The organism is Streptomyces sp. NPDC050842 (assembly GCF_044456565.1).
GTDB lineage: Bacteria > Actinomycetota > Actinomycetes > Streptomycetales > Streptomycetaceae > Streptomyces.
Map to the genome: position 1 here is coordinate 118,832 of NZ_JBITGA010000003.1, position 19,597 is coordinate 138,428.

Below are 19,597 nucleotides of genomic sequence, written 5' to 3' on the forward strand. Positions count from 1 at the left end.
GGTGCGTCTGACGCAATTCTTATTGACATCTGACCCACGGGGGAGTGGTTCCGCATGCCCAACGGAGGGTTCTGCAAGTTGCCGGGAGGCAGTGTGGTCGTCGCGATAGGGCTGCCCAGCCCGGCCCGCGACGGGGCCTCGGTCCGCTTCCTGGTCCACGCCGCCAACCGTGCCCGCGCCCTGACCCGGCTGCGGAACCTCGGCCTGCGCGCGGTCTACCTCCGCGGCAACAGCGAGCCGCCCACGCCGGACGAGATCACGGCCGTCCTGCACCACCCGGACGGCCTCCTCTGGAGATCCGCGCCCGGCGCAGCCCAGGAACTCTGGCACCCGGTCCGCACGCTCCCGAAGGAGCCCGCGGCGTAGAGCACCGCACGGGTCCCACGCCGCCGGTGCACGGGTCCCACGCCGCCGGGTGCACGCGTCTCACACCGCCGGGTGCACGCGTCTCACACCACCGGCTCGCCCGTCAGCTCGACCCCGGCCGTCCGCAGCTCCTCCAGGGCCTTCGCCGTCGTCGCCTTCGCGACCCCGGCCGTCAGCTCCAGCAGCACATGGGTCCGGAAACCCTCCCGCGCCGCGTCCAGGGCCGTCGCCCGGACGCAGTGGTCGGTGGCGATGCCCACCACGTCGACCTCGGTGACGTCCCGCTCCCGCAGCCACTCCGCGAGCGTCCGCCCGTTCTCGTCCAGCCCCTCGAAGCCGCTGTACGCCGCGTCGTAGGCGCCCTTGTCGAAGACCGAGTCGATCGCCCCGCTGGCGACGGCGGGCGCGAAGTTCGGGTGGAAGCCGACGCCCTCCGTGCCGGCCACGCAGTGCACCGGCCAGGAGGTGACGTAGTCCGGCTGCTCGCCCTCCGGTGCGAAGTGCGCGCCCGGGTCGACGTGGTGGTCGCGGGTGGCGACGACGTACCGGTAGGACGAGCCCGCCGTCTGGCCGACCAGGTCGGTGATGGCCGCGGCGACGTCCGCGCCGCCCGTCACCGCGAGGCTGCCGCCCTCGCAGAAGTCGTTCTGAACGTCCACAACGATCAATGCGCGGTGCATGGCGGGTGTCCTTAGCGCGTCGGATAGGGGTGGGATCGAGCCTAGAGACTTCCCCCTCCCCAGGGGAGGGGGCAAGCCTTCAGGCGTTCCTAGACGTACTCCGTCGGCAGCACCGGCTCGCCGCGCGAGAGCTGGATCGCCGACATCGGCAGGCCGGAGCGGGCCTCGATGTGCCGGGACCTGGCGGCCTCCAGCGGCTCCCGGGCCACCACCACGCCGCCCTTGACCAGCTCGACCAGGAGCTGGTGGTCGACGAGCTCCGGCGGGACCGGTCCCGTGCCCACGACCTCCGTCTCGGCGACACCGGTCGCGTCGGGCCGCCGGGCGGCCCACTTGCGCCCGCCGACCGAGGCCTTGCCGCCCAGGGACTTCTTCGCGACCGGCACCAGGGGCGCCTTGGGGTCGGCCGAGCCGGCCCGGGCGACCAGCTTGTAGACCATGGAGCAGGTCGGGTGGCCGCTGCCGGTGACCAGCTGTGTGCCCACCCCGTACGCGTCCACCGGCGCCGCCGCGAGCGAGGCGATGGCGTACTCGTCGAGGTCCGAGGTGACGACGATCTTCGTGTCCCGCGCGCCCAGCTCGTCGAGCTGCGCACGCACCCGGTGCGCGACGAGCAGCAGGTCGCCCGAGTCGATGCGGACGGCGCCGAGCTCGGGCCCCGCCACCTCGACGGCGGTACGGACGGCCTCGGTCACGTCGTACGTGTCGACGAGCAGGGTCGTACCCCGTCCGAGGGTCTCGACCTGGGCCTGGAAGGCGTCGCGCTCGCTGTCGTGGAGCAGGGTGAAGGCGTGGGCGGAGGTGCCGACGGTCGGGATGCCGTAGCGGAAGCCGGCGGCGAGGTCCGAGGTGGAGTCGAAGCCGCCGACGTACGCGGCGCGGGAGGCGGCGACGGCCGCCAGCTCGTGGGTGCGCCGGGCGCCCATCTCGATCAGGCGGCGCCCGCCGGCCGCGGCCGACATGCGGGAGGCGGCGGCCGCGATCGCCGAGTCGTGGTTGAGGATCGAGAGGATCACGGTCTCCAGGAGCACGCACTCGGCGAAGGAGCCCTCGACCCGCAGGACGGGCGAGCCGGGGAAGTACACCTCGCCCTCCGGATACCCCCAGATGTCGCCGGAGAAGCGGTATCCGGCCAGCCACTCCAGGGTCGGCTCGTCGACGATGCCGTGCTCGCGCAGGAAGCCCAGGACGGCGGGGTCGAAGCGGAAGTTCTCGACGGCGTCAAGGACCCGGCCGACACCCGCGAGGACGCCGTAGCGGCGCCCCTCGGGCAGCCGCCGGGTGAAGACCTCGAAGACCGAGTGCCGGTCGGCGGTGCCGCCCCGCAGGGCCGCCTGGAGCATGGTCAGTTCGTACTGATCGGTGAAGAGCGCGGTCGACGGCACGTCCACCGGCAGCCCAAGGTCCGCAGCGTTCATGTCAGCGATGCTAGCGCAGAAATCGTCAGAGTGACGAATAGGGGGCGGTACGGGTGACCCGTTTGTGCGACGGACCCCTCGGAGTGGCAGCATGGGGTGAGTGAGCGTCGCGCCTATTGAGATCGAACGTACGGAATCGGCCGAGGAGGTCTCCGCGGTCGTCGAACCGGACGTGCCCTGGGTGACCCTCGTGCACAACGATCCGGTCAACCTGATGAGCTATGTGACCTACGTCTTCCAGTCGTACTTCGGTTACTCCAAAGGCAAGGCGCACAAGCTGATGCTCGACGTGCACGAGAAGGGGAAGGCGGTCGTCTCCGCCGGCACCCGCGAGGAGATGGAGCGGGACGTGCAGGCGATGCACGGCTACGGCCTCTGGGCGACCCTCTCCCAGGACCGCTTCTGATGGCCGGGCGTTTCGAGAACCTGCCCGGCGGCGGCGCGGCCGTCGCGCTCGACGACGTCGAGATCTCCATCCTCCGCTCCCTCGCCGTCCAGCTGATGGAGTTGATCGGCCCCGGTGACGAGCCCGCGGCCGACGCCGACCCACTGGCGGCGCTCTTCGCCGAGGGCCCGAGCGAGCCCCCGTCCGACCCCGCGCTCCGGCGCCTCTTCCCCGACGCGTACGGGGACGAGAGCGAGGACCTGCGGGCGTCCGCCGCCGACTTCCGCCGCTACACCGAGAACGACCTGCGGGCCCGCAAGCGCGAGGACGCCCTCGTCGTCGTGCGCGCGCTGGACTCCCTCGCCGGCGAATCGGCGGGCGAGGGCGGGGCCGTCCTGAAGCTGACCCAGGACGAGTCCCGGGCCTGGCTCGGCGCGCTCAACGACCTCCGGCTGACCATCGGGACCCGCCTGGAGGTCAAGGACGAGGAGAGCGAGCAGCTGTACCGGCTGCCGGACTCCGACCCGCGCAAGCCGATGGTGATGGCGTACCTCTGGCTGGGCGCGCTCCAGGAGTCCCTCGTCGAGACCCTGATGCCGTAGCGACACCGCGGCAGTACGCGGTGTTCGCTCAGCGGACGCTCAAATCCGGATAACGAATGCGTTATCAGAGCGTCCGCCCTTGCTCTCTTGAGTCCCTTTTGTCCGCCTTTTCGTGTGGCCTGTGCCACACGCGCCCTCGTCGATCACCCCCCGCCGCGTGATAAATCTTCACGACCGCTCGGGGACGCCACCCATGTTCCCGAGGGCGCTTCGGCCGGCTGACCGCCGGTGGCACTCCATTCCACATCCGGGGGGATCAGGACCTGATCCGCAGCAGACTCACTCGCAGTCGCGCGGATCAGCATGGAGAAAGGCGCACCACCATGACCTCAGTGCAGGTCGACAAGCAGCACGACGGCAATGAGGCCGAGGACTCCGCATCGGGCGAGGGTTACCACCGGGCACTCGGCGCCCGCCAGATCCAGATGATCGCGATCGGCGGCGCCATCGGCACCGGTCTGTTCCTCGGCGCGGGCAAGGGCATCTCCATCGCGGGACCGAGCCTGATCCTCGCGTACGCCGTCGCGGGCCTCGTCATCTTCTTCATCATGCGGGCGCTCGGCGAGCTCCTCATGTACCGCCCGGTGTCGGGCTCCTTCTCCGAGTACGCCCGCGAGTTCATCGGCCCGTTCGCGGGCTTCGCGACCGGCTGGACGTACTGGCTCTTCTGGGTCGTCACCGGCATCACCGAGGTCACCGCCGCCGCCACCTACATGACGTACTGGTGGGACATCCCGCAGTGGATCTCGGCGCTCGTCTTCACCGTCATCCTCTACGGCGCCAACCTGATCTCCGTGAAGCTCTTCGGTGAGCTGGAGTTCTGGTTCTCCATGGTCAAGGTCACCGCGATCATCGGCATGATCCTGATCTGCGCCGGCATCCTCACCCTCGGCTTCTCCGACGCCGGCGACACCGCCTCCGTCACCCACCTGTGGGACCTCGGCGGCTTCTTCGCCGGCAAGGACGGCATCTTCTCGACCCTGATGACCCTCCAGATGGTCATGTTCGCGTTCCTCGCGGTCGAGCTGGTCGGCGTCACCGCCGGCGAGTCCAAGGACCCGAAGACGGTCCTGCCCAAGGCGATCAACACCGTCCCGTGGCGCATCGCGGTCTTCTACGTCGGCGCGCTGATCATGATCCTGTCGGTCGTCCCGTGGACCGAGTTCCAGCCGGGCGTCAGCCCGTTCGTCGCCGCCTTCGAGAAGATGGGCCTCGGCGTCGGTGCCGCCATCGTCAACTTCGTCGTGCTGACCGCGGCCCTCTCCTCCTGCAACTCGGGCATGTACTCCACCGGCCGCATGCTGCGCGACCTCGCGCTCAACGGCCAGGGCCCGAAGGCCTTCACCAAGCTGACCAAGTCCGGCACTCCGCTGATCGGCACCACGGTCTCGGCCGCGCTGATGATGGTCGGCGTCTGGATCAACTACCAGTGGCCCGGCGAGGCGTTCAACTACGTCGTCTCCTTCGCCACCATCTCCGGCATGTGGGCCTGGATCGTCATCCTGATCTGCCAGATCCGCTACCGCCTCAAGGCCGACCGGGGTGAGGTGCCGCAGTCGTCGTTCAAGGCGCCCGGTGGCATCTGGCTCAGCGTCTTCTCGCTCGCCTTCATCGCCATGGTCGTCGTGACCATGGCCATGGACGCGGGCAACCGGGTCGCGCTCTACGGCGCGCCGGTGTGGGGCCTGATCCTCGCCGTCTCGTACCTGGTCCTGAAGTCCCGCAACCCCGAGGGCGCGGCCTTCGCCAAGCGCTCCTGACAGGCTTCTGTCCAGCATCCGGGCCGTCCCGTACCACTCCTCGGTACGGGACGGCCCGTCTGCTTATCCTGTCGGCATGCTGACCATCACCCGGGCCCTGTACGACCAGATCGTGGAACACTCCCGCGCGGACCACCCCGACGAGGCCTGCGGCGTGGTCGCGGGCCCGGAGGGCAGCGGCCGCCCCGAGCGCTTCATCCCCATGCTGAACGCCGCCCGCTCGCCCACCTTCTACGAGTTCGACTCCGCGGACCTGCTCAAGCTCTACCGCGACATGGACGACCGGGACGAGGAGCCCGTCGTCGTCTACCACTCGCACACCGCCACCGAGGCCTACCCGTCCCGCACGGACATCTCGTACGCGAACGAGCCGCAGGCCCACTACGTCCTCGTCTCCACCGCCGACACCGACGGCGCCGGCCCCTTCCAGTTCCGCTCCTTCACCATCGTCGAGGGCGTCGTGACCGAGGAAGAGGTCAAGGTCGTCGAGGCCTACGACGCGTAGGGCACGCCCGACACCGTACGGAAACGGGCCAGGTGGGCGGAGGGCGTCACCCCGAAGTGCCGGGCGAACGCCCTCCGCAGGCTCTCGTCGCTGCCGAGCCCGCTCCGCGCCGCCGCCCCCGTCACACTCGCCCCGTCACGCTCGCCCCGCCCTCCAGCGGCATCCGCGCCGCCTCCACCCGTACGCGCTCCACGTACGCCGCCGGGGTCGCCCCGATCCGCTCCCGGAACAGCCGGGCCAGGTGCCGGGCACTGACCCCCGCCCGGCGCGCGAGCGCCGACGCGCTGTGATCGGCCGCCGGATCCGCCGCCACCGCGTCGAGCAGCGGACGGGCCACCGGATGACCGGTCGGGGGAGTACGCGAGGCCGCCGAGAACTGCGACTGCCCGCCCGGCCGCTGGAGGAAGACCACCAGGTCCCGCGCCACCGCGCGGGCCGCCTCCGGCCCCCTGGAGCCCGCAGCGCCGCCACCGTCGGCGCCAGAGCCGTACAGAGCTCCACGTCCACGGCCCCCGGCACGATCAGCGTGTCGGCGCCGGACAGGTCCTCGGCGGCGAGATCGGCGCCGATCCATCGACGGCGCTGCGGAGGCCGCCGCGTTCCTCCACGCCACCCCCGGGATCCCGGAGTTCATGGAACCCGAGTCGCGCTCGTCACGGCCGGCGTCGAGTACGACGTCCTCGGCATCGGCTACGACGACCCCGCCGCCCTCACCCCCGAGGACCGGGCCGCGATCGTCGCCGCCCACCCCCGCCCCGGCTTCAAGCGGCGGATCCTGGAGGCCTTCGCCGAGGGCATCGCCCCCAAGCCGGACACCGCCTTCGGCAACGTCAAGGCCGACGTCCTGCGCCACTACCTCCCCGGCTTCCCGCCCGGCGACTTCGTGGAGACCATCCGGAACTCCGCCTGGCCGGAGTGAGGGACCACCGGAGTGAGGGACCACCCGAGAAGCGAACGGCCCGGGTGAGACACTGGCCCGGACCAACGGGCGGCAGGACCCAGGAAGCCGGTGTGAATCCGGCACGGTCCCGCCACTGTGACCGGCGCCTTAGGCCCTGTCCGGCAGATCATGGCCGGGGCCGCGGCGTCTGGCACGGCACCTCGCCGCGTTGCCGAAACGCCCGCATAGCTCCGCTATGAGGACGCTCCGGCGCCTTGCGATGCACCGCACCAGACGCCGCGGCCTATCCGACCCTGATCCGCCGGACAGGCCCTCGGGCGCCGGGAGCCAGGAACTGACCTGCCGCCTCTCACCACCGATCGGGGACGTGGAAATCCCCGGAGGAGGCAAGACCGTCATGTCCTGGCGCCGCCCGCTGCTGCCCGCGCTCGTCCTCGTCCCGCTCCTCGCCGCCTGCTCGGCCCCCGCGGAGCGGTCCTCCTCGGCGAAGCCCGCACCCGGATTCCCGTACACCGTCGACAACTGCGGCGCGAAGGCCACCTACCAGGCCCCGCCGAAGCGCGTCGTCACCATGAACCAGCACGTCACCGAGGTGATGCTCGCCCTCGGCCTGGAGAAGTCGCTCGTCGGCACCGCCTACCTCGACGACGCGATCCTCCCCGCGTACAAGAAGGCCTACGGCACCGTCCCCGTCATCGCCAAGGAGTACCCCTCCAAGGAGGCCCTGCTCGCCGCGAACCCCGACTTCGTGTACGGCGGTTACGCCTCCGCCTTCGACGCCAAGGACGGCCGCGGCCGCGACGACCTCAAGCGCTCCGGCATCGCCACCCGCCTCAACATCGAGTACTGCCCGTCCGGTTCGCCCTCGGTCGACGACCTCTACCGCGAAGTCCGCGAGATCGGCCGGACCTTCGGCGTCCCCGACCGGGCCGAGACCTGGACCCGCGAGGCACGCGCGACCGTCACCGCCACCGAGAAGCGGCTCAAGGGCACCCCGCCGGTCTCCGTCTTCGTCTACGACAGCGGCGACAAGACCGCGTTCACGGCGGGCGGCAAGGGCATCGGCAACGAGCTCATCACCCGGGCCGGCGGCCGGAACGTCTTCGCCGACCTCGACAAGGCCTTCGGCGACGCCACCTGGGAACAGGTCGTCGACCGCAAGCCCGACGTCATCGTCATCTACGACTACGGCTCCACCACCGTCGAGCAGAAGAAGAAGCGGCTCCTCGACGACCCCGCGCTCAAGGACGTCCCCGCGGTCAAGAACCGCCGGTTCGCCGTCATGCCGCTCTCCGACACCGTCCTCGGCGTCCGGGTCCCCGCCGCCGTCGACAAGCTCGCCGCCCAGCTCCACCCGGCCCGGTGACCACGGTCCTCGACAGGGCCGAGGCGACGGCCGCACCGGCCTCCGGGACGTCGCGGTACGTCCTCGTCGTCGCCGGACTCGTCCTCGCCCTGGCCCTCGCCGGGATCGCCTCCCTCGCCCTCGGCTCCGTCCGCATCCCGCCCGGCCAGGTGCTCGACGCCCTGACCGGGCGGGCGGGCCCGTCCCCGTACCGCACGATCGTGCTCGACGTCCGGCTGCCCCGGGTCCTGCTCGGCGTCGTCGTCGGCGCCGGGCTCGCCGTCGTCGGCGCCGTCCTCCAGGCCCTCGTCAACAACCGGCTCGCCGACCCCTTCCTCCTCGGGATCTCCTCCGGCGCCTCCGCCGGCGCCGTCCTCGTCCTCGTGCTCGGCGGCGGACTCGGCGTCGTGGGAGGGGTGACCACCACCATCGCCCTGCCCGGCGGGGCCTTCGCCGGCGCCCTCCTCGCCCTCGTCCTCGTCTACGGGCTCGCGCGCCGCGGCGGGACCATGACCGGCGCCCGGCTCGTCCTCGCCGGAGTCGCCGTCTCGTACGTCCTCTCCGCCCTCGCCACCCTGCTCCTGGTCGTCGCCGGCCGGCCCGAACAGTTCCAGGAGGCGCTGTACTGGTCCCTCGGCGGCCTCGGCAGCGCCCGCTGGGACACCCTCGCCCTGCCCGCCGCCGTCCTCGCCCTCGGCGTCGGCGCCCTCCTCACCCTCGCCCGCCCGCTCGACCTGCTCCTCGTCGGCGAGGAGGGCGCCACCGTCCTCGGCCTCGACACCGCCCGCTTCCGCGCCGGCGTCTTCGTCCTCGCCTCCCTCGTCACCGCCGTCATGGTCGCGGCCAGCGGAGCCGTCGGCTTCGTCGGACTCATGGCCCCGCACGCCGCCCGGCTCGCCGTCGGCGCCCCGCACCGCCGGCTCCTCCCGGTCGCCGCGCTCGGCGGGGCGCTCGCCCTCGTCCTCGCCGACCTCGCCGCCCGGACCGTCGCGGCGCCCCAGGACATCCCCGTCGGCGTCCTCACCGCGCTCATCGGCGGCCCGTTCTTCCTCTGGCTCATGCGCCGCCGCCCCGAAGGAGCCCCCCTGTGACCGAGCTGCGGCTCCACGGACTCTCGTACGGGCAGCGCCTCCGCTCCGCCGACCTCACCGTCCGCCCCGGCGAGACCGTCGGCCTCATCGGCCCCAACGGCAGCGGCAAGACCACCCTCCTACGCTGCGTCTACGGGACCCTCCTCCCCACCGCCGGACGCGCCACGCTCGACGACGACGACCTCCACGCCCTCGGCCCCAAGGCCCGCGCCCGCCGCGTCGCCACCGTCCCGCAGGACAGCGGCACCGAGTTCGAACTCACCGTCCGCGAACTGGTCGCCCTCGGCCGCTCCCCGCACAAACGATTCTGGGAAGGCGACACCGGCGCCGACCGCGAGAGCGCCGATGCCGCCCTCGCCCGCGTCGGCCTCATCGAGCTCGCCGACCGCGCGTTCCCCACGCTCTCCGGCGGCGAACGCCAGCGCGCCCTCGTCGCCCGCGCCCTCGTCCAGGACCCGGCGCTCCTGGTCCTCGACGAGCCCACCAACCACCTGGACATCCGCCACCAGCTCGACATCCTGCGCCTCGTCCGCACCCTGGGCACCACCAACCTGCTCGCCCTGCACGACCTCAACCTCGCGGGGGCGTACTGCGACCGTCTGTACGTCATGGTGGAGGGCCGGGTCGTCACCGGAGGCACCCCCGAAGAGATCCTCACCCCCGCGCTCCTCGCCGCCGTCTACGGCGTGGACGCCGAGGTCATCCCGCACCCGAGGACCGGCAGCCCGACCGTCCTCTACCTGCACAGTCCGGTAGGCGGTCAGAAAATGACCACCATGTGAGATCACATTCCGGAACCCGGACCGGGAATCGATACGATGAGCCCATGGTTTCCCACGACGTGAGCGAAGAGACTCCGGGCACACCCCTGCTCGTGGCACGCCTGCACGTCGACCTGTGCCGCCTCTCCAGCGCGATGTGTACGTCCCGCGCTGCGCTCTGAGCGACCCACGCGACATCGAGCGCACTCCCGTACGACCCCCCTCCGCGCGGGGGCCCCCGCCACGCGCCGATCACGCCACTTCCGACAGGAGCCCACGCCATGGCCATCGAGGTCCGCATCCCGACCATCCTCCGCACCTACACCGACGGCGAGAAGGCCGTCCAGGGCAGCGGCGACACCCTCGCCCACCTCTTCGCCGACCTGGAGTCCCGCCATACCGGCATCGAGGCGCGCATCGTCGACGGCGACAAGCTCCGCCGCTTCGTCAACGTCTACCTGAACGACGAGGACGTCCGCTTCCTCGACGGCATCGACACCAAGCTCACCGACGGCGACAGCGTCACGATCCTGCCGGCCGTCGCCGGCGGCATGGTCTGATCCACATGCGCTACGACTCCTCGCTGGCGGCGGTCGGCAACACGCCGCTCGTCCGCCTCCCCCGGCTCTCGCCCTCGGACTCCGTCCGCATCTGGGCGAAGCTGGAGGACCGCAACCCGACCGGCTCGGTCAAGGACCGCCCCGCGCTCCACATGATCGAGCAGGCGGAGAAGGACGGCCGGCTCACGCCCGGCTGCACCATCCTGGAGCCGACCAGCGGCAACACCGGCATCTCGCTCGCCATGGCCGCCAAGCTCAAGGGCTACCGCATCGTCTGCGTCATGCCCGAGAACACCAGCGAGGAGCGGCGCCAGCTGCTCGCCATGTGGGGCGCGGAGATCGTCTCGTCCCCCGCGGCGGGCGGATCGAACACGGCCGTACGCGTCGCCAAGGAGATCGCCGCCGAGAACCCGTCCTGGGTGATGCTGTACCAGTACGGCAACCCGGACAACGCGGGCGCCCACTACGCCACCACGGGCCCCGAGATCCTCGCCGACCTCCCCTCGATCACCCACTTCGTCGCCGGCCTCGGCACGACGGGGACGCTCATGGGCGTCGGCCGCTACCTGCGCGAGCACAAGCCCGACGTCAAGATCGTCGCCGCCGAACCGCGCTACGACGACCTCGTCTACGGCCTGCGCAACCTCGACGAGGGCTTCGTACCCGAGCTGTACGACGCCTCGGTCCTCACCACCCGCTTCTCCGTCGGCTCCGCCGACGCGGTCACCCGGACCCGCGAACTCCTCCAGCAGGAGGGCATCTTCGCGGGCGTCTCCACGGGAGCCGCCCTGCACGCGGCCATCGGCGTCGGCAACAAGGCGGTCAAGGCCGGCGAGAGCGCCGACATCGCCTTCGTCGTCGCCGACGGCGGCTGGAAGTACCTGTCGACCGGCCTCTACACGGCCGCGACGACGGAAGAGGCGATCGAGACGGTCCAGGGCCAGCTCTGGGCGTAAGTACCGTCCCTCACCGCGCGAGATGGCGGACCTGGTCCCACACGACCGGGTCCGCCGTTCCCGCTCTCCGGCGGAAGTCCGCCATCGGAACGTCCCGCAGCTCGTCCGTCTCCAGGAAGCTCGGCCGCCCCTGAGCGTCGCCCACCGCCCCCGGCGGCAGCGCGATCACGCCCGGCCGCTCGTCGTGGTACTTGCTGGTGATCTTGGCGACGAGCGCGCTGTCACCCCGGAGCGAGAGCACCAGACACGGCCGGTCCTTCGAACCGGGCCCGTCCTCGAAGGGCACGTCGGCCCACCAGATCTCACCGGCCCGCGGCAGCCGCGCCGGAGCCTTCCGCGGCCCCGCCGGCCGACCGGGCGGCCGGGTCCGCTCCGCAGGCCTCCGGCCCGAAGGCCTACGCCCCGAGGGCCCACCCGACGAACCCTTCCGCCCACCGGCGACCACCACGACCAGCGCGATCACCACGACCGCGGCCAGCGCGGGCCACCATGACGTGTCCATACCTCAAGACGGTACCGGCGCGCGCCCCACTCCGCCGTGGCGCCCCGCCATCCATCCGAACCGGTGACAGAGCCCGTGAGTTCGCCCACAACGGGCCGCCACGAAGGAGCGACAGGCCCAGGTGCGCCTTACGCTCGACAGACCGCACAGCCTCCCCCTCCCTCAGCGCGCTTTCCGCACCCGTCCACGGAGGTTCACGCTCCATGAAGCTCACCGTCGTCGGTTGCTCCGGGTCGTTCCCGTCCGCGGATTCGGCCTGTTCGAGCTACCTCGTCGAGGCCGACGGCTTCCGGTTGCTCCTCGACATGGGCAACGGCGCCCTCGGCGAGCTGCAACGACACATCGGTCTGTACGACCTCGACGCGATCTTCCTCAGCCATCTGCACGCGGACCACTGCATCGACATGTGCGGGTACTTCGTCGCCCGCTACTACCGGCACGAGGGCGGGCGCTGCGACGCGATCCCCGTCTACGCGCCGGAGGGCGCCGAGCAGCGGCTGACCACGGCGTACGACGACACCCCCTCGCCCACCGCGATGAGCGAGGTCTTCGACTTCCGCACGCTGAAGTCGGCCGCCTTCGAGATCGGCCCGTTCACCGTCCGCACGGAGAAGGTGTGCCACCCGGTCGAGGCGTACGGCATCCGCATCGAGCACGGCGGCCGTTCGCTCACGTACTCCGGCGACACCGGGGTCTGCGACGCGCTGCACAAGCTCGCCGAGGGCACCGACCTCTTCCTCTGCGAGGCCTCCTTCACCCACGGCAAGGAGGACATCCCGGCCCTCCACCTCAACGGCCGCGAGGCCGGGGCGCAGGCGACCCGCGCCGGTGTCGGCCGACTGGTCCTCACCCACATCCCCCCGTGGACGGACGGCGAGCAGAACCTGGAAGACGCGCGCGAGGTCTACAAGGGACCGTCGGAGCTGGCACGCCCGGGCGCGGTCTACGAGATCTGACACCTCTGTACATACGGGGAAGGCCCCGGAACCGATCGGTTCCGGGGCCTTCCCTTTCGTACGGGTTCGTACGGGTTTCGTGCGGGTGAGGATCACGCCTTGGTGAGGTCCTCGAGCTCCTCGTCGGACTCGCGGCCCGGGGTGGGGAGGTTGAACTTGGTGATCGCGAAGCGGAAGACCACGTAGTAGATCGCCGCGAAGACGAGACCGATCGGGATGATCAGCCAGGGCTTGGTCGCGAGGTTCCAGTTGAGCAGGTAGTCGATGCCGCCGGCGGAGAAGGTGAAGCCCGCGTGGACACCGAACGCCCAGGTGACGGCCATCGAGACGGCGGTCAGGACCGCGTGGATCGCGTAGAGGACCGGCGCGATGAACATGAAGGTGAACTCGATCGGCTCGGTGATACCGGTGACGAAGGAGGTCAGCGCGAGGGACACCATCATGCCCATGACGGCCTTGCGGCGCTCGGGGCGAGCGGCGTGGGCGATGGCGATCGCGGCGGCCGGGAGGCCGAACATCATGATCGGGAAGAAGCCGGACATGAAGATTCCGGCGCTCGGGTCACCGGCGAAGAAGCGGTTCAGGTCACCGTGGACGACCTCGCCGGCCGCGTTGGTGAAGTCACCGATCTGGAACCAGGAGACGGTGTTCACGAACTGGTGCATGCCGACCGGGATCAGCGCGCGGTTGATGAGGCCGAAGAGGCCGGCGCCACCGGCACCGAGGCCGGTCATCCACTCGCCGAAGTTGGAGATGCCCTCACCGATGGGCTCCCAGACCAGGCCGAACACGACACCGACGAGGGTGCCGACGAAGGCCATGATGATCGGGACGAGACGGCGGCCGTTGAAGAAGCCGAGCCAGTCGACGAGCTTGGTCCGGTGGAACTTCTGCCACAGGACGGCCGCGATGAGACCCATCAGGATGCCGCCGAGGACACCCGGGTTGTTGTACTTCGCGGCGACGTCCACGCCCTTGTTGGCGGTCGTGTTGATGACGGCCTCGGCGACGGGGAAGGCCTTCAGCACGTTGCTGTAGACCAGGAAGCCGACGAGCGCGGCCAGAGCCGTGGAGCCGTCCGCCTTCTTGGCGAAGCCGATGGCGACGCCGATGCAGAACAGCAGGGGCAGGTTGTCGAAGACCGCGCCGCCTGCGGTGGCGAAGACAGAGGCGACCTTGTCCCAGCCGAGGCCGTCGGCGCCGAAGACGTCGGGCTGGCCGAGACGGAGCAAGATACCCGCGGCCGGCAGAACGGCGATCGGCAGCTGCAGGCTGCGACCGACCTTCTGCAGGCCCTGGAACAGGCCGGATCCGCGCTTCTTCGCGGGAGCGGCGGCCTGGGCGGTGGCCGTACTCATCAACTTCCTCCAGTAAGGCAAGGCGCCGCCAGGGGTAGTGAACACGGGGGGAGGCGACGTCTCGTGGAACGCGGTGGTCTGGACCGCGTGGTCTACACCAATCAGTGGTGTAGACCAGTTTTAGCACGTGAGACTTAGATAAGGAACCTGCGAATTTTGTGTGCTCAGCCATAGCCGGAAATGCACGACATAAGGCCCCCGAACCGTCAGGTCCAGGGGCCTTGCGCGGGGCTTACGAGGGGGGGGCGAAAGCCCCGAATCGGTCACCTCTGCAGGGTGACCGCACCGCTACTTGACGTTCTCCCGCTCCATCTCGTCCCCGACCTCGTCCGGCTCACGGCCGGGCGTCTGGAGGTTGAACTTGGTGATCGCGAACCGGAAGATCGCGTAGTACACGACCGCGAAGGCGAGACCGATCGGAATGATCAGCCACGGCTTCGTCGCGAGGCCCCAGTTGATCACGTAGTCGATCAGACCCGCCGAGAAGCTGAAGCCGTCCTTCACGCCGAACGCCCACGTCACCGCCATCGAGACACCCGTCAGCACCGCGTGGATCGCGTACAACACCGGCGCGATGAAGAGGAACGAGTACTCGAGCGGCTCCGTGATGCCCGTGACGAACGACGTCAGCGCCACCGAGAGCATCAGGCCACCGACCTCCTTGCGGCGGTGCGGCTTCGCGCAGTGGGTGATCGCGAGCGCCGCCGCCGGCAGCGCGAACATCATGATCGGGAAGAAGCCCGTCAGGAACTGGCCGGCGTTCGGATCGCCCGCCAGGAACATGGGGATGTCGCCGTGGACCACCGTGCCGTCCGGCTTCTCGTACGTGCCGAACTGGAACCAGATGGGCACGTTCAGGAACTGGTGCAGGCCGATGACGAGCAGCGCACGGTTCGCCACACCGAAGATGCCCGAGCCCCAGGCACCGAGGCCGACCAGCCAGTCGCTGAAGCTCTCCAAGGCGTCACCGATCGGCGGCCAGACCCACAGGCAGAGCGCGGCGAACGCGATCGCCACGAACGTCATGATGATCGGCACGAGACGGCGGCCGTTGAAGAAGCCCAGCCAGTCGACCAGCTTCGTCCGGTGGTACCGCTGCCACAGGTACGCGGTGAGCAGACCCACGACGATGCCGCCGAAGACACCGGGATTCTGGTACGTGTAGGCGGCGAAGGCCTCCCCGGGCGCCAGGCAGCCGCCACCGATGTCCCTCGTACCCGTGGGGCAGTCCTTCGGGAACTGACGCAGGACCGTGTAGTAGACGAGGAAGCCGACGACGGCCGCGAGCGCGGTCGAGCCGTCCGACTTCTTCGCCATGCCGATGGCGACACCGACGCAGAACAGCAGCGGCAGACCGAGGTTGCCGTCGAGCAGGGCGCCGCCCGCGCCCGCCATCACCGCGGCGACCTTGTCCCAGCCGAGACCGTCCGCGCCGAAGACGTCCGGCTGGCCGAGCCGGTTGATGATGCCCGCCGCCGGCAGCACCGCGATGGGGAGCTGAAGGCTGCGCCCCATCTTCTGAAGCCCCTGGAAGAGCCCGCCCCATAGGGACTTCTGCGGCCGCGCCGCGGCGCTGTCCGTACTCATCGGCGTCCTCCCTGCCCGGAACAAGCCGGGTCCGCGTCTCGTGCACACTGGTGTAGACCAGTTGCGATAGGCTCCCGGGAGCCCGCTGAGGGCAGGCCGCCGGTGATCGTCATCATTCGGCAGAACGGCGGCACTCGCTCGCGAAGTTGGGCCAACCGTGGGTTACCGTGACAAAGCGGACCGCAGGTGCGCCGAGATTCGCGCTCGCGCGAACGGAACGGACAGGGAGAAACACATGGCCACCAAGGCTGAGAAGATCGTCGCCGGGCTCGGCGGCATCGACAACATCGAAGAGGTCGAGGGCTGCATCACCCGGCTGCGCACCGAGGTCGTCAACCCCGCGCTCGTCGACGAGGCCGCGCTCAAGGCCGCCGGCGCCCACGGCGTCGTGAAGATGGGCACCGCCATCCAGGTCGTCATCGGCACCGACGCGGACCCGATCGCCGCGGAGATCGAAGACCTGATGTGAGACCTGGTGCGAGCGACCGACTCGCACCGACAAGGGCCCGTTCCGGCAGGGGAACGGGCCCTTAGTCATGAGGACAGGCGCTCCCTCACGGGGAACAGGCACCCCCTCACGGGAGAGCAGGCACTCCCTCACGGGAGAACAGGCACCCCCTCCTCTCCCGCTACCCTCGACCCATGTCTCGTATCGACGGCCGTACCCCCGAACAGCTCCGCCCCGTCACCATCGAACGTGGATGGAGCAAGCACGCCGAGGGCTCCGTCCTCATCTCCTTCGGCGACACCAAGGTCTTCTGCACCGCCTCCGTCACCGAAGGCGTCCCGCGCTGGCGCAAGGGCAGCGGCGAAGGCTGGGTCACCGGCGAGTACTCGATGCTGCCCCGGGCCACCAACACCCGCGGCGACCGCGAGTCCGTCCGGGGCAAGATCGGCGGCCGCACGCACGAGATCTCCCGCCTCATCGGCCGCTCGCTGCGCGCCGTCATCGACTACAAGGCCCTCGGCGAGAACACCGTCGTCCTCGACTGCGACGTCCTCCAGGCCGACGGCGGCACCCGCACCGCCGCCATCACCGGCGCGTACGTCGCCCTCGCCGACGCCGTCGCCTGGGCCCAGGGCAAGAAGCTCGTCAAGGCCGGCCGCCAGCCCCTCGTCGGCACCGTCGGAGCCGTCTCCGTCGGCATCGTCGACGGCGTCCCCCTCCTCGACCTCTGCTACGAGGAGGACGTCCGCGCCGACACCGACATGAACGTCGTCTGCACCGGCGACGGCCGCTTCGTCGAGGTCCAAGGCACCGCCGAGGCCGAGCCCTTCGACCGCAAGGAGCTCAACGCGCTCCTCGACCTCGCCTCCGGCGGCTGCGCCGAACTGGCCGAGATCCAGCGCAAGGCGCTCGAAGGAACCCTCTGACACCCGACTGCGTCATGACGGGCGGGCACACGGATAAGCTCCGTGCGCCCGCCCGTCCGTCTGTTCGTATTTAGGGGATGCCTTGAAGCGTCGACTCGCACTCGCCGTGGCCACGGCCGCCGCGCTCACCACCGTCCTGAGCGGCTGCGGAGCCCTCGACACCGCCATGGACTGCGTCAAGACCGCCGACGCGATAGCCACGTCGGTCGACAAACTCCAGCAGGCCGTCTCCAACGCCTCGAACGACCCGACGCAGATCGAGGAGTCCCTGAACTCGATCAACACCGAGCTCGGCAACCTCAAGGACACGACGGACAACGCCGACCTGGCGAAGGCGGTGGACGACCTCACGAAGGGCGTCGAGACCGTCCGTACGGCGGTGAAGAACGGCGACACGACGCCGGACATCCAGCCGATCACGGACGGGGCCGCCGAAGTGGCGAAGGTCTGCACCCCGGGCTAAACGGTCGCGCCGACCCCGGATAATCAGGGGCATGACCCGTCTGATCCTCGCCACCCGCAACGCGGGCAAGATCACCGAACTCCACGCGATCCTCGCCGACGCGGGCCTCGACCTCGAACTCGTCGGCGCGGACGCGTACCCCGACGTGCCCGACGTCAAGGAAACCGGCGTCACCTTCGCCGAGAACGCGCTCCTCAAGGCCCACGCCCTGGCCCAGGCCACCGGCCTCCCGGCGGTCGCCGACGACTCGGGCCTGTGCGTCGACGTCCTGAACGGCGCGCCCGGCATCTTCTCGGCCCGCTGGTCCGGCACCCACGGCAACGACCGCGCGAACCTGGACCTGCTGCTCGCCCAACTGTCCGACATCGCGGAGGAGCACCGAGGGGCCCACTTCGCCTGCGCGGCGGCCCTGGCCCTCCCGGACGGCACGGAACGCGTGGTCGAGGGCCAGATGCGCGGCACCCTCCGCCACGCCCCGGTCGGCACGAACGGCTTCGGCTACGACCCGATCCTCCAGCCGGAGGGCCACGAGGTCACCTGCGCGCAGCTCTCCCCGGCGGAGAAGAACGCCATCAGCCACCGAGGCAAGGCCTTCAGGGCCCTGGTGCCGGTGGTCCGGGAGCTGCTGGGCTGAGGGCCGGCACGCAAACGGCCTGCGCATCGATCCTTCGATTCGCAGGCCGTTTCGGGGTGCGGCCGGAGGGACTCGAACCCTCACGGGATTTCTCCCACGGGCTCCTAAGGCCCGCGCGTATCGCCTATTTCGCCACGGCCGCGTGCACAGCCATGGTAGCGGTCACTCTCCACTCGGTTGAGAGGAGCGTCGTCGTCCGCCACGGCACCAGGTGTCCGTGACCGCATGACAGTTGGGGCACAGGAGCCGCAGGTTCTCGCGTCGGTCGTCGCTCCAGTCCCCGTTGATGTGGTCGATCTCCAGCGTCATCGGCTTGCCGAGCCACTCGGGTCCTAGTCCGCATTCGGTGCACTCTTCGGGTGCACCCACCTCGCGGAGCGCCCTCCGGAGCAGATGGGTTCTTGTTCGGCGTTTTCCCTCGTGCCGGACCAGGATCTCGTCGGGCCGTTTGACCGGAGTCGGTCCCCGCTTCCCGCGCTGGTGGGCCTGCCCCAGGAAATGGGCGGTCGAGAGGTTGTCATCGGAGATCCACTGCCGCAGTCGGCCGCGCTGGGCGCCCGTGTCCGGACGCCCGATCCGACGCAGCACCTCGGCGTGGGAGATCGATGCCGTCACAGCACTGCGCAGCGCCTCGGGTGCAGGGCGCTCCCGTGAGGAGCGAACGCCGCACGTCATGCCGTACGCCCCTTGCTGCGTCCCCGGTAGTTGGCCGTTGTCGAGTGGCAGTTGGGGCAGAGGAACCTCAGGTTCTCGATTCGGTTGTTGCGCCAGTCGCCGTCGACGTGGTCGACCTCCAGCGGGAGCGGCCGGCCGCGCCATACGGCCTCGGCGCCGCACATCGCGCACTGCTTCCCTACTCCGGACTCCGTCATCGCCCAGGCGAGCCGGTCGCTCGGGACGCGTCGGGTCTGCGGGCCAGTCTGCTCGGTGAGCAGGCCCTCGGGTGTTCGGGGGCGCCAGGGCTTTCCCCGCCGGGACGGTGCGTGGAAGTGCGAGGTGTCGATCCCGTACGCCTTGATCCGTCGGCTGATATGGGTGTGCTGCCCGCCGACGACGTCCACCCCGAGCCGCCGCAGCACCTCGCACATGTTCGTTGAGGCTGCTACGGCCTCGGCCAGGACGTCACGTGTCCACCGTGTCCCCTCCTGCTCGAAGTGCGAGATGTCCACCCCCAGCTTCCGCATCCGCTCCCGCACGTACCGTCGCGTCGAGCTCTTCGGGTCCACCCTCAGCCGCTCCAGCGCCTCAGTCAGCGTCCGTGCTCCGCGTGCCGCCGCTTCGAGTCGTTCCTGTGTGTACGCGCTCGTTCCCATCGAGCCCCCCTCCGATCCGGCCACCCGTTCGTGGCCTCGTACGGGCTAACGAGTCGAATATCGGACGGTCACACCCGAAA

24 protein-coding genes, 1 tRNA gene, 1 pseudogene and 1 riboswitch are annotated in these 19,597 nt (G+C 70.3%); of the genes and pseudogenes, 17 read left to right on the forward strand and 9 right to left on the reverse strand.

What is annotated here, in order from left to right; genetic code table 11:
• The first annotated feature begins 54 nt into the window (after window positions 1-54).
• Complete coding sequence (locus ACIBG6_RS09715) at window positions 55-366, forward strand: hypothetical protein (RefSeq protein WP_024756391.1); 312 nt, start codon at window positions 55-57, stop codon at window positions 364-366.
• Between the two features lie 83 nt (window positions 367-449).
• Here the strand turns inward: ACIBG6_RS09715 and ACIBG6_RS09720 are convergent, their stop codons facing one another.
• Together ACIBG6_RS09720 and ACIBG6_RS09725 are read right to left on the reverse strand one after the other, a co-directional pair.
• Window positions 450-1,046, reverse strand: a complete 597-nt coding sequence (locus ACIBG6_RS09720; protein ID WP_399222051.1) for an isochorismatase family protein — start codon at window positions 1,044-1,046, stop codon at window positions 450-452.
• A gap of 89 nt (window positions 1,047-1,135) precedes the next feature.
• Window positions 1,136-2,464 carry a nicotinate phosphoribosyltransferase gene (locus ACIBG6_RS09725; protein ID WP_399222052.1) on the reverse strand — a complete coding sequence of 443 codons (1,329 nt, stop codon included), beginning with the start codon at window positions 2,462-2,464 and terminating at the stop codon, window positions 1,136-1,138.
• Window positions 2,465-2,564: 100 nt separating this feature from the next.
• Between ACIBG6_RS09725 and clpS the strand changes: the two genes are divergently transcribed.
• From clpS to ACIBG6_RS09745, 4 genes are all read left to right on the forward strand, one after another.
• Complete coding sequence (gene clpS, locus ACIBG6_RS09730; RefSeq protein ID WP_024756388.1) at window positions 2,565-2,870, forward strand: ATP-dependent Clp protease adapter ClpS; 306 nt, start codon at window positions 2,565-2,567, stop codon at window positions 2,868-2,870.
• On the forward strand, window positions 2,870-3,451 hold the full coding sequence (locus ACIBG6_RS09735; protein ID WP_329623218.1) for a DUF2017 domain-containing protein: 582 nt from the start codon (window positions 2,870-2,872) through the stop codon (window positions 3,449-3,451). The genes clpS and ACIBG6_RS09735 overlap by 1 nt, the downstream gene beginning before the upstream one ends.
• A gap of 323 nt (window positions 3,452-3,774) precedes the next feature.
• On the forward strand, window positions 3,775-5,211 hold the full coding sequence (locus ACIBG6_RS09740) for an amino acid permease (protein ID WP_399222053.1): 1,437 nt from the start codon (window positions 3,775-3,777) through the stop codon (window positions 5,209-5,211).
• Between the two features lie 76 nt (window positions 5,212-5,287).
• Window positions 5,288-5,716, forward strand: coding sequence for a Mov34/MPN/PAD-1 family protein (locus tag ACIBG6_RS09745; RefSeq protein ID WP_399222054.1), 429 nt, complete (start codon window positions 5,288-5,290; stop codon window positions 5,714-5,716).
• A 121-nt stretch (window positions 5,717-5,837) separates the two neighbouring features.
• Here ACIBG6_RS09745 and ACIBG6_RS09750 read toward each other — a convergent pair whose 3' ends face one another.
• Window positions 5,838-6,143, reverse strand: a complete 306-nt coding sequence (locus ACIBG6_RS09750) for a helix-turn-helix domain-containing protein (protein ID WP_399222055.1) — start codon at window positions 6,141-6,143, stop codon at window positions 5,838-5,840.
• A 121-nt stretch (window positions 6,144-6,264) separates the two neighbouring features.
• Here ACIBG6_RS09750 and ACIBG6_RS09755 point away from each other — a divergent pair.
• The 7 genes and pseudogenes from ACIBG6_RS09755 to ACIBG6_RS09785 form a co-directional block, all read left to right on the forward strand.
• Window positions 6,265-6,635, forward strand: a pseudogene (locus ACIBG6_RS09755) (diguanylate cyclase); the annotation flags it as partial.
• An 83-nt stretch (window positions 6,636-6,718) separates the two neighbouring features.
• A riboswitch (cobalamin riboswitch) is annotated at window positions 6,719-6,783 on the forward strand.
• Window positions 6,784-7,014: 231 nt separating this feature from the next.
• A complete protein-coding gene (locus ACIBG6_RS09760) occupies window positions 7,015-7,983 on the forward strand; it encodes an ABC transporter substrate-binding protein (protein ID WP_399222056.1) in 969 nt (322 codons plus the stop codon).
• Window positions 7,980-9,053, forward strand: coding sequence for a FecCD family ABC transporter permease (locus ACIBG6_RS09765; protein WP_399222057.1), 1,074 nt, complete (start codon window positions 7,980-7,982; stop codon window positions 9,051-9,053). The genes ACIBG6_RS09760 and ACIBG6_RS09765 overlap by 4 nt, the downstream gene beginning before the upstream one ends.
• The gene (locus ACIBG6_RS09770; RefSeq protein WP_399222058.1) at window positions 9,050-9,835 is read left to right on the forward strand and encodes an ABC transporter ATP-binding protein; all 786 of its coding nucleotides are present in this window, start codon (window positions 9,050-9,052) and stop codon (window positions 9,833-9,835) included. The genes ACIBG6_RS09765 and ACIBG6_RS09770 overlap by 4 nt, the downstream gene beginning before the upstream one ends.
• Before the next feature lie 44 nt (window positions 9,836-9,879).
• A complete protein-coding gene (locus tag ACIBG6_RS09775) occupies window positions 9,880-9,996 on the forward strand; it encodes a putative leader peptide (RefSeq protein ID WP_329623224.1) in 117 nt (38 codons plus the stop codon).
• A 99-nt stretch (window positions 9,997-10,095) separates the two neighbouring features.
• Window positions 10,096-10,374 carry a MoaD/ThiS family protein gene (locus tag ACIBG6_RS09780; RefSeq protein WP_329623225.1) on the forward strand — a complete coding sequence of 93 codons (279 nt, stop codon included), beginning with the start codon at window positions 10,096-10,098 and terminating at the stop codon, window positions 10,372-10,374.
• A 5-nt stretch (window positions 10,375-10,379) separates the two neighbouring features.
• Complete coding sequence (locus ACIBG6_RS09785) at window positions 10,380-11,330, forward strand: PLP-dependent cysteine synthase family protein (RefSeq protein WP_024756378.1); 951 nt, start codon at window positions 10,380-10,382, stop codon at window positions 11,328-11,330.
• 10 nt (window positions 11,331-11,340) lie between these two features.
• On the opposite strand, the gene ACIBG6_RS09790 is transcribed toward ACIBG6_RS09785, so the two are convergent.
• Window positions 11,341-11,832, reverse strand: coding sequence for a type II toxin-antitoxin system PemK/MazF family toxin (locus ACIBG6_RS09790; RefSeq protein ID WP_399222059.1), 492 nt, complete (start codon window positions 11,830-11,832; stop codon window positions 11,341-11,343).
• A 203-nt stretch (window positions 11,833-12,035) separates the two neighbouring features.
• Here ACIBG6_RS09790 and ACIBG6_RS09795 point away from each other — a divergent pair, with 203 nt between their 5' ends.
• Window positions 12,036-12,788: an MBL fold metallo-hydrolase gene (locus ACIBG6_RS09795; protein ID WP_399222060.1), complete on the forward strand. Its 753-nt coding sequence runs from the start codon at window positions 12,036-12,038 to the stop codon at window positions 12,786-12,788.
• A 92-nt stretch (window positions 12,789-12,880) separates the two neighbouring features.
• Here ACIBG6_RS09795 and ACIBG6_RS09800 read toward each other — a convergent pair whose 3' ends face one another.
• Window positions 12,881-14,146, reverse strand: coding sequence for a PTS transporter subunit EIIC (locus ACIBG6_RS09800; RefSeq protein WP_125752204.1), 1,266 nt, complete (start codon window positions 14,144-14,146; stop codon window positions 12,881-12,883).
• Between the two features lie 288 nt (window positions 14,147-14,434).
• A complete protein-coding gene (locus ACIBG6_RS09805) occupies window positions 14,435-15,733 on the reverse strand; it encodes a PTS transporter subunit EIIC (protein WP_399222061.1) in 1,299 nt (432 codons plus the stop codon).
• Window positions 15,734-15,929: 196 nt separating this feature from the next.
• Here ACIBG6_RS09805 and ACIBG6_RS09810 point away from each other — a divergent pair, with 196 nt between their 5' ends.
• The 4 genes from ACIBG6_RS09810 (at window position 15,930) to rdgB (ending at window position 18,204) form a co-directional block, all read left to right on the forward strand.
• Window positions 15,930-16,202: a PTS glucose/sucrose transporter subunit IIB gene (locus ACIBG6_RS09810; protein WP_267047988.1), complete on the forward strand. Its 273-nt coding sequence runs from the start codon at window positions 15,930-15,932 to the stop codon at window positions 16,200-16,202.
• Window positions 16,203-16,375: 173 nt separating this feature from the next.
• The gene (gene rph / locus ACIBG6_RS09815) at window positions 16,376-17,107 is read left to right on the forward strand and encodes a ribonuclease PH (protein WP_267043843.1); all 732 of its coding nucleotides are present in this window, start codon (window positions 16,376-16,378) and stop codon (window positions 17,105-17,107) included.
• A gap of 82 nt (window positions 17,108-17,189) precedes the next feature.
• Window positions 17,190-17,570, forward strand: a complete 381-nt coding sequence (locus ACIBG6_RS09820; RefSeq protein ID WP_399222062.1) for a hypothetical protein — start codon at window positions 17,190-17,192, stop codon at window positions 17,568-17,570.
• A 31-nt stretch (window positions 17,571-17,601) separates the two neighbouring features.
• A complete protein-coding gene (gene rdgB, locus ACIBG6_RS09825) occupies window positions 17,602-18,204 on the forward strand; it encodes an RdgB/HAM1 family non-canonical purine NTP pyrophosphatase (RefSeq protein WP_399222063.1) in 603 nt (200 codons plus the stop codon).
• A gap of 57 nt (window positions 18,205-18,261) precedes the next feature.
• Here rdgB and ACIBG6_RS09830 read toward each other — a convergent pair.
• From ACIBG6_RS09830 to ACIBG6_RS09840, 3 genes are all read right to left on the reverse strand, one after another.
• Window positions 18,262-18,346, reverse strand: a tRNA-Leu gene (locus tag ACIBG6_RS09830).
• 20 nt (window positions 18,347-18,366) lie between these two features.
• Window positions 18,367-18,879 (reverse strand): HNH endonuclease, encoded by a 513-nt coding sequence (locus tag ACIBG6_RS09835; RefSeq protein ID WP_399222065.1) that lies wholly within the window; start codon window positions 18,877-18,879, stop codon window positions 18,367-18,369.
• Window positions 18,876-19,517, reverse strand: coding sequence for an HNH endonuclease signature motif containing protein (locus ACIBG6_RS09840; RefSeq protein ID WP_399222066.1), 642 nt, complete (start codon window positions 19,515-19,517; stop codon window positions 18,876-18,878). The genes ACIBG6_RS09835 and ACIBG6_RS09840 overlap by 4 nt, the downstream gene beginning before the upstream one ends.
• Between the last annotated feature and the right edge of the window lie 80 nt (window positions 19,518-19,597).

What these genes read in the sequence shown, in the direction of transcription:
- ACIBG6_RS09720 (WP_399222051.1), bottom strand. Translation starts at nt 1,046, where the DNA reads ATGCACCGCGCATTGATCGTTGTGGACGTTCAGAACGACTTCTGCGAG.
- ACIBG6_RS09835 (WP_399222065.1), bottom strand. Translation starts at nt 18,879, where the DNA reads ATGACGTGCGGCGTTCGCTCCTCACGGGAGCGCCCTGCACCCGAGGCG.
- ACIBG6_RS09735 (WP_329623218.1), top strand. Translation starts at nt 2,870, where the DNA reads ATGGCCGGGCGTTTCGAGAACCTGCCCGGCGGCGGCGCGGCCGTCGCG.
- ACIBG6_RS09805 (WP_399222061.1), bottom strand. Translation starts at nt 15,733, where the DNA reads ATGAGTACGGACAGCGCCGCGGCGCGGCCGCAGAAGTCCCTATGGGGC.
- ACIBG6_RS09795 (WP_399222060.1), top strand. Translation starts at nt 12,036, where the DNA reads ATGAAGCTCACCGTCGTCGGTTGCTCCGGGTCGTTCCCGTCCGCGGAT.
- ACIBG6_RS09725 (WP_399222052.1), bottom strand. Translation starts at nt 2,464, where the DNA reads ATGAACGCTGCGGACCTTGGGCTGCCGGTGGACGTGCCGTCGACCGCG.
- ACIBG6_RS09715 (WP_024756391.1), top strand. Translation starts at nt 55, where the DNA reads ATGCCCAACGGAGGGTTCTGCAAGTTGCCGGGAGGCAGTGTGGTCGTC.
- ACIBG6_RS09790 (WP_399222059.1), bottom strand. Translation starts at nt 11,832, where the DNA reads ATGGACACGTCATGGTGGCCCGCGCTGGCCGCGGTCGTGGTGATCGCG.
- ACIBG6_RS09760 (WP_399222056.1), top strand. Translation starts at nt 7,015, where the DNA reads ATGTCCTGGCGCCGCCCGCTGCTGCCCGCGCTCGTCCTCGTCCCGCTC.
- ACIBG6_RS09780 (WP_329623225.1), top strand. Translation starts at nt 10,096, where the DNA reads ATGGCCATCGAGGTCCGCATCCCGACCATCCTCCGCACCTACACCGAC.
- ACIBG6_RS09800 (WP_125752204.1), bottom strand. Translation starts at nt 14,146, where the DNA reads ATGAGTACGGCCACCGCCCAGGCCGCCGCTCCCGCGAAGAAGCGCGGA.
- ACIBG6_RS09745 (WP_399222054.1), top strand. Translation starts at nt 5,288, where the DNA reads ATGCTGACCATCACCCGGGCCCTGTACGACCAGATCGTGGAACACTCC.
- rdgB (WP_399222063.1), top strand. Translation starts at nt 17,602, where the DNA reads ATGACCCGTCTGATCCTCGCCACCCGCAACGCGGGCAAGATCACCGAA.
- ACIBG6_RS09775 (WP_329623224.1), top strand. Translation starts at nt 9,880, where the DNA reads ATGGTTTCCCACGACGTGAGCGAAGAGACTCCGGGCACACCCCTGCTC.
- ACIBG6_RS09840 (WP_399222066.1), bottom strand. Translation starts at nt 19,517, where the DNA reads ATGGGAACGAGCGCGTACACACAGGAACGACTCGAAGCGGCGGCACGC.
- ACIBG6_RS09785 (WP_024756378.1), top strand. Translation starts at nt 10,380, where the DNA reads ATGCGCTACGACTCCTCGCTGGCGGCGGTCGGCAACACGCCGCTCGTC.
- rph (WP_267043843.1), top strand. Translation starts at nt 16,376, where the DNA reads ATGTCTCGTATCGACGGCCGTACCCCCGAACAGCTCCGCCCCGTCACC.
- ACIBG6_RS09740 (WP_399222053.1), top strand. Translation starts at nt 3,775, where the DNA reads ATGACCTCAGTGCAGGTCGACAAGCAGCACGACGGCAATGAGGCCGAG.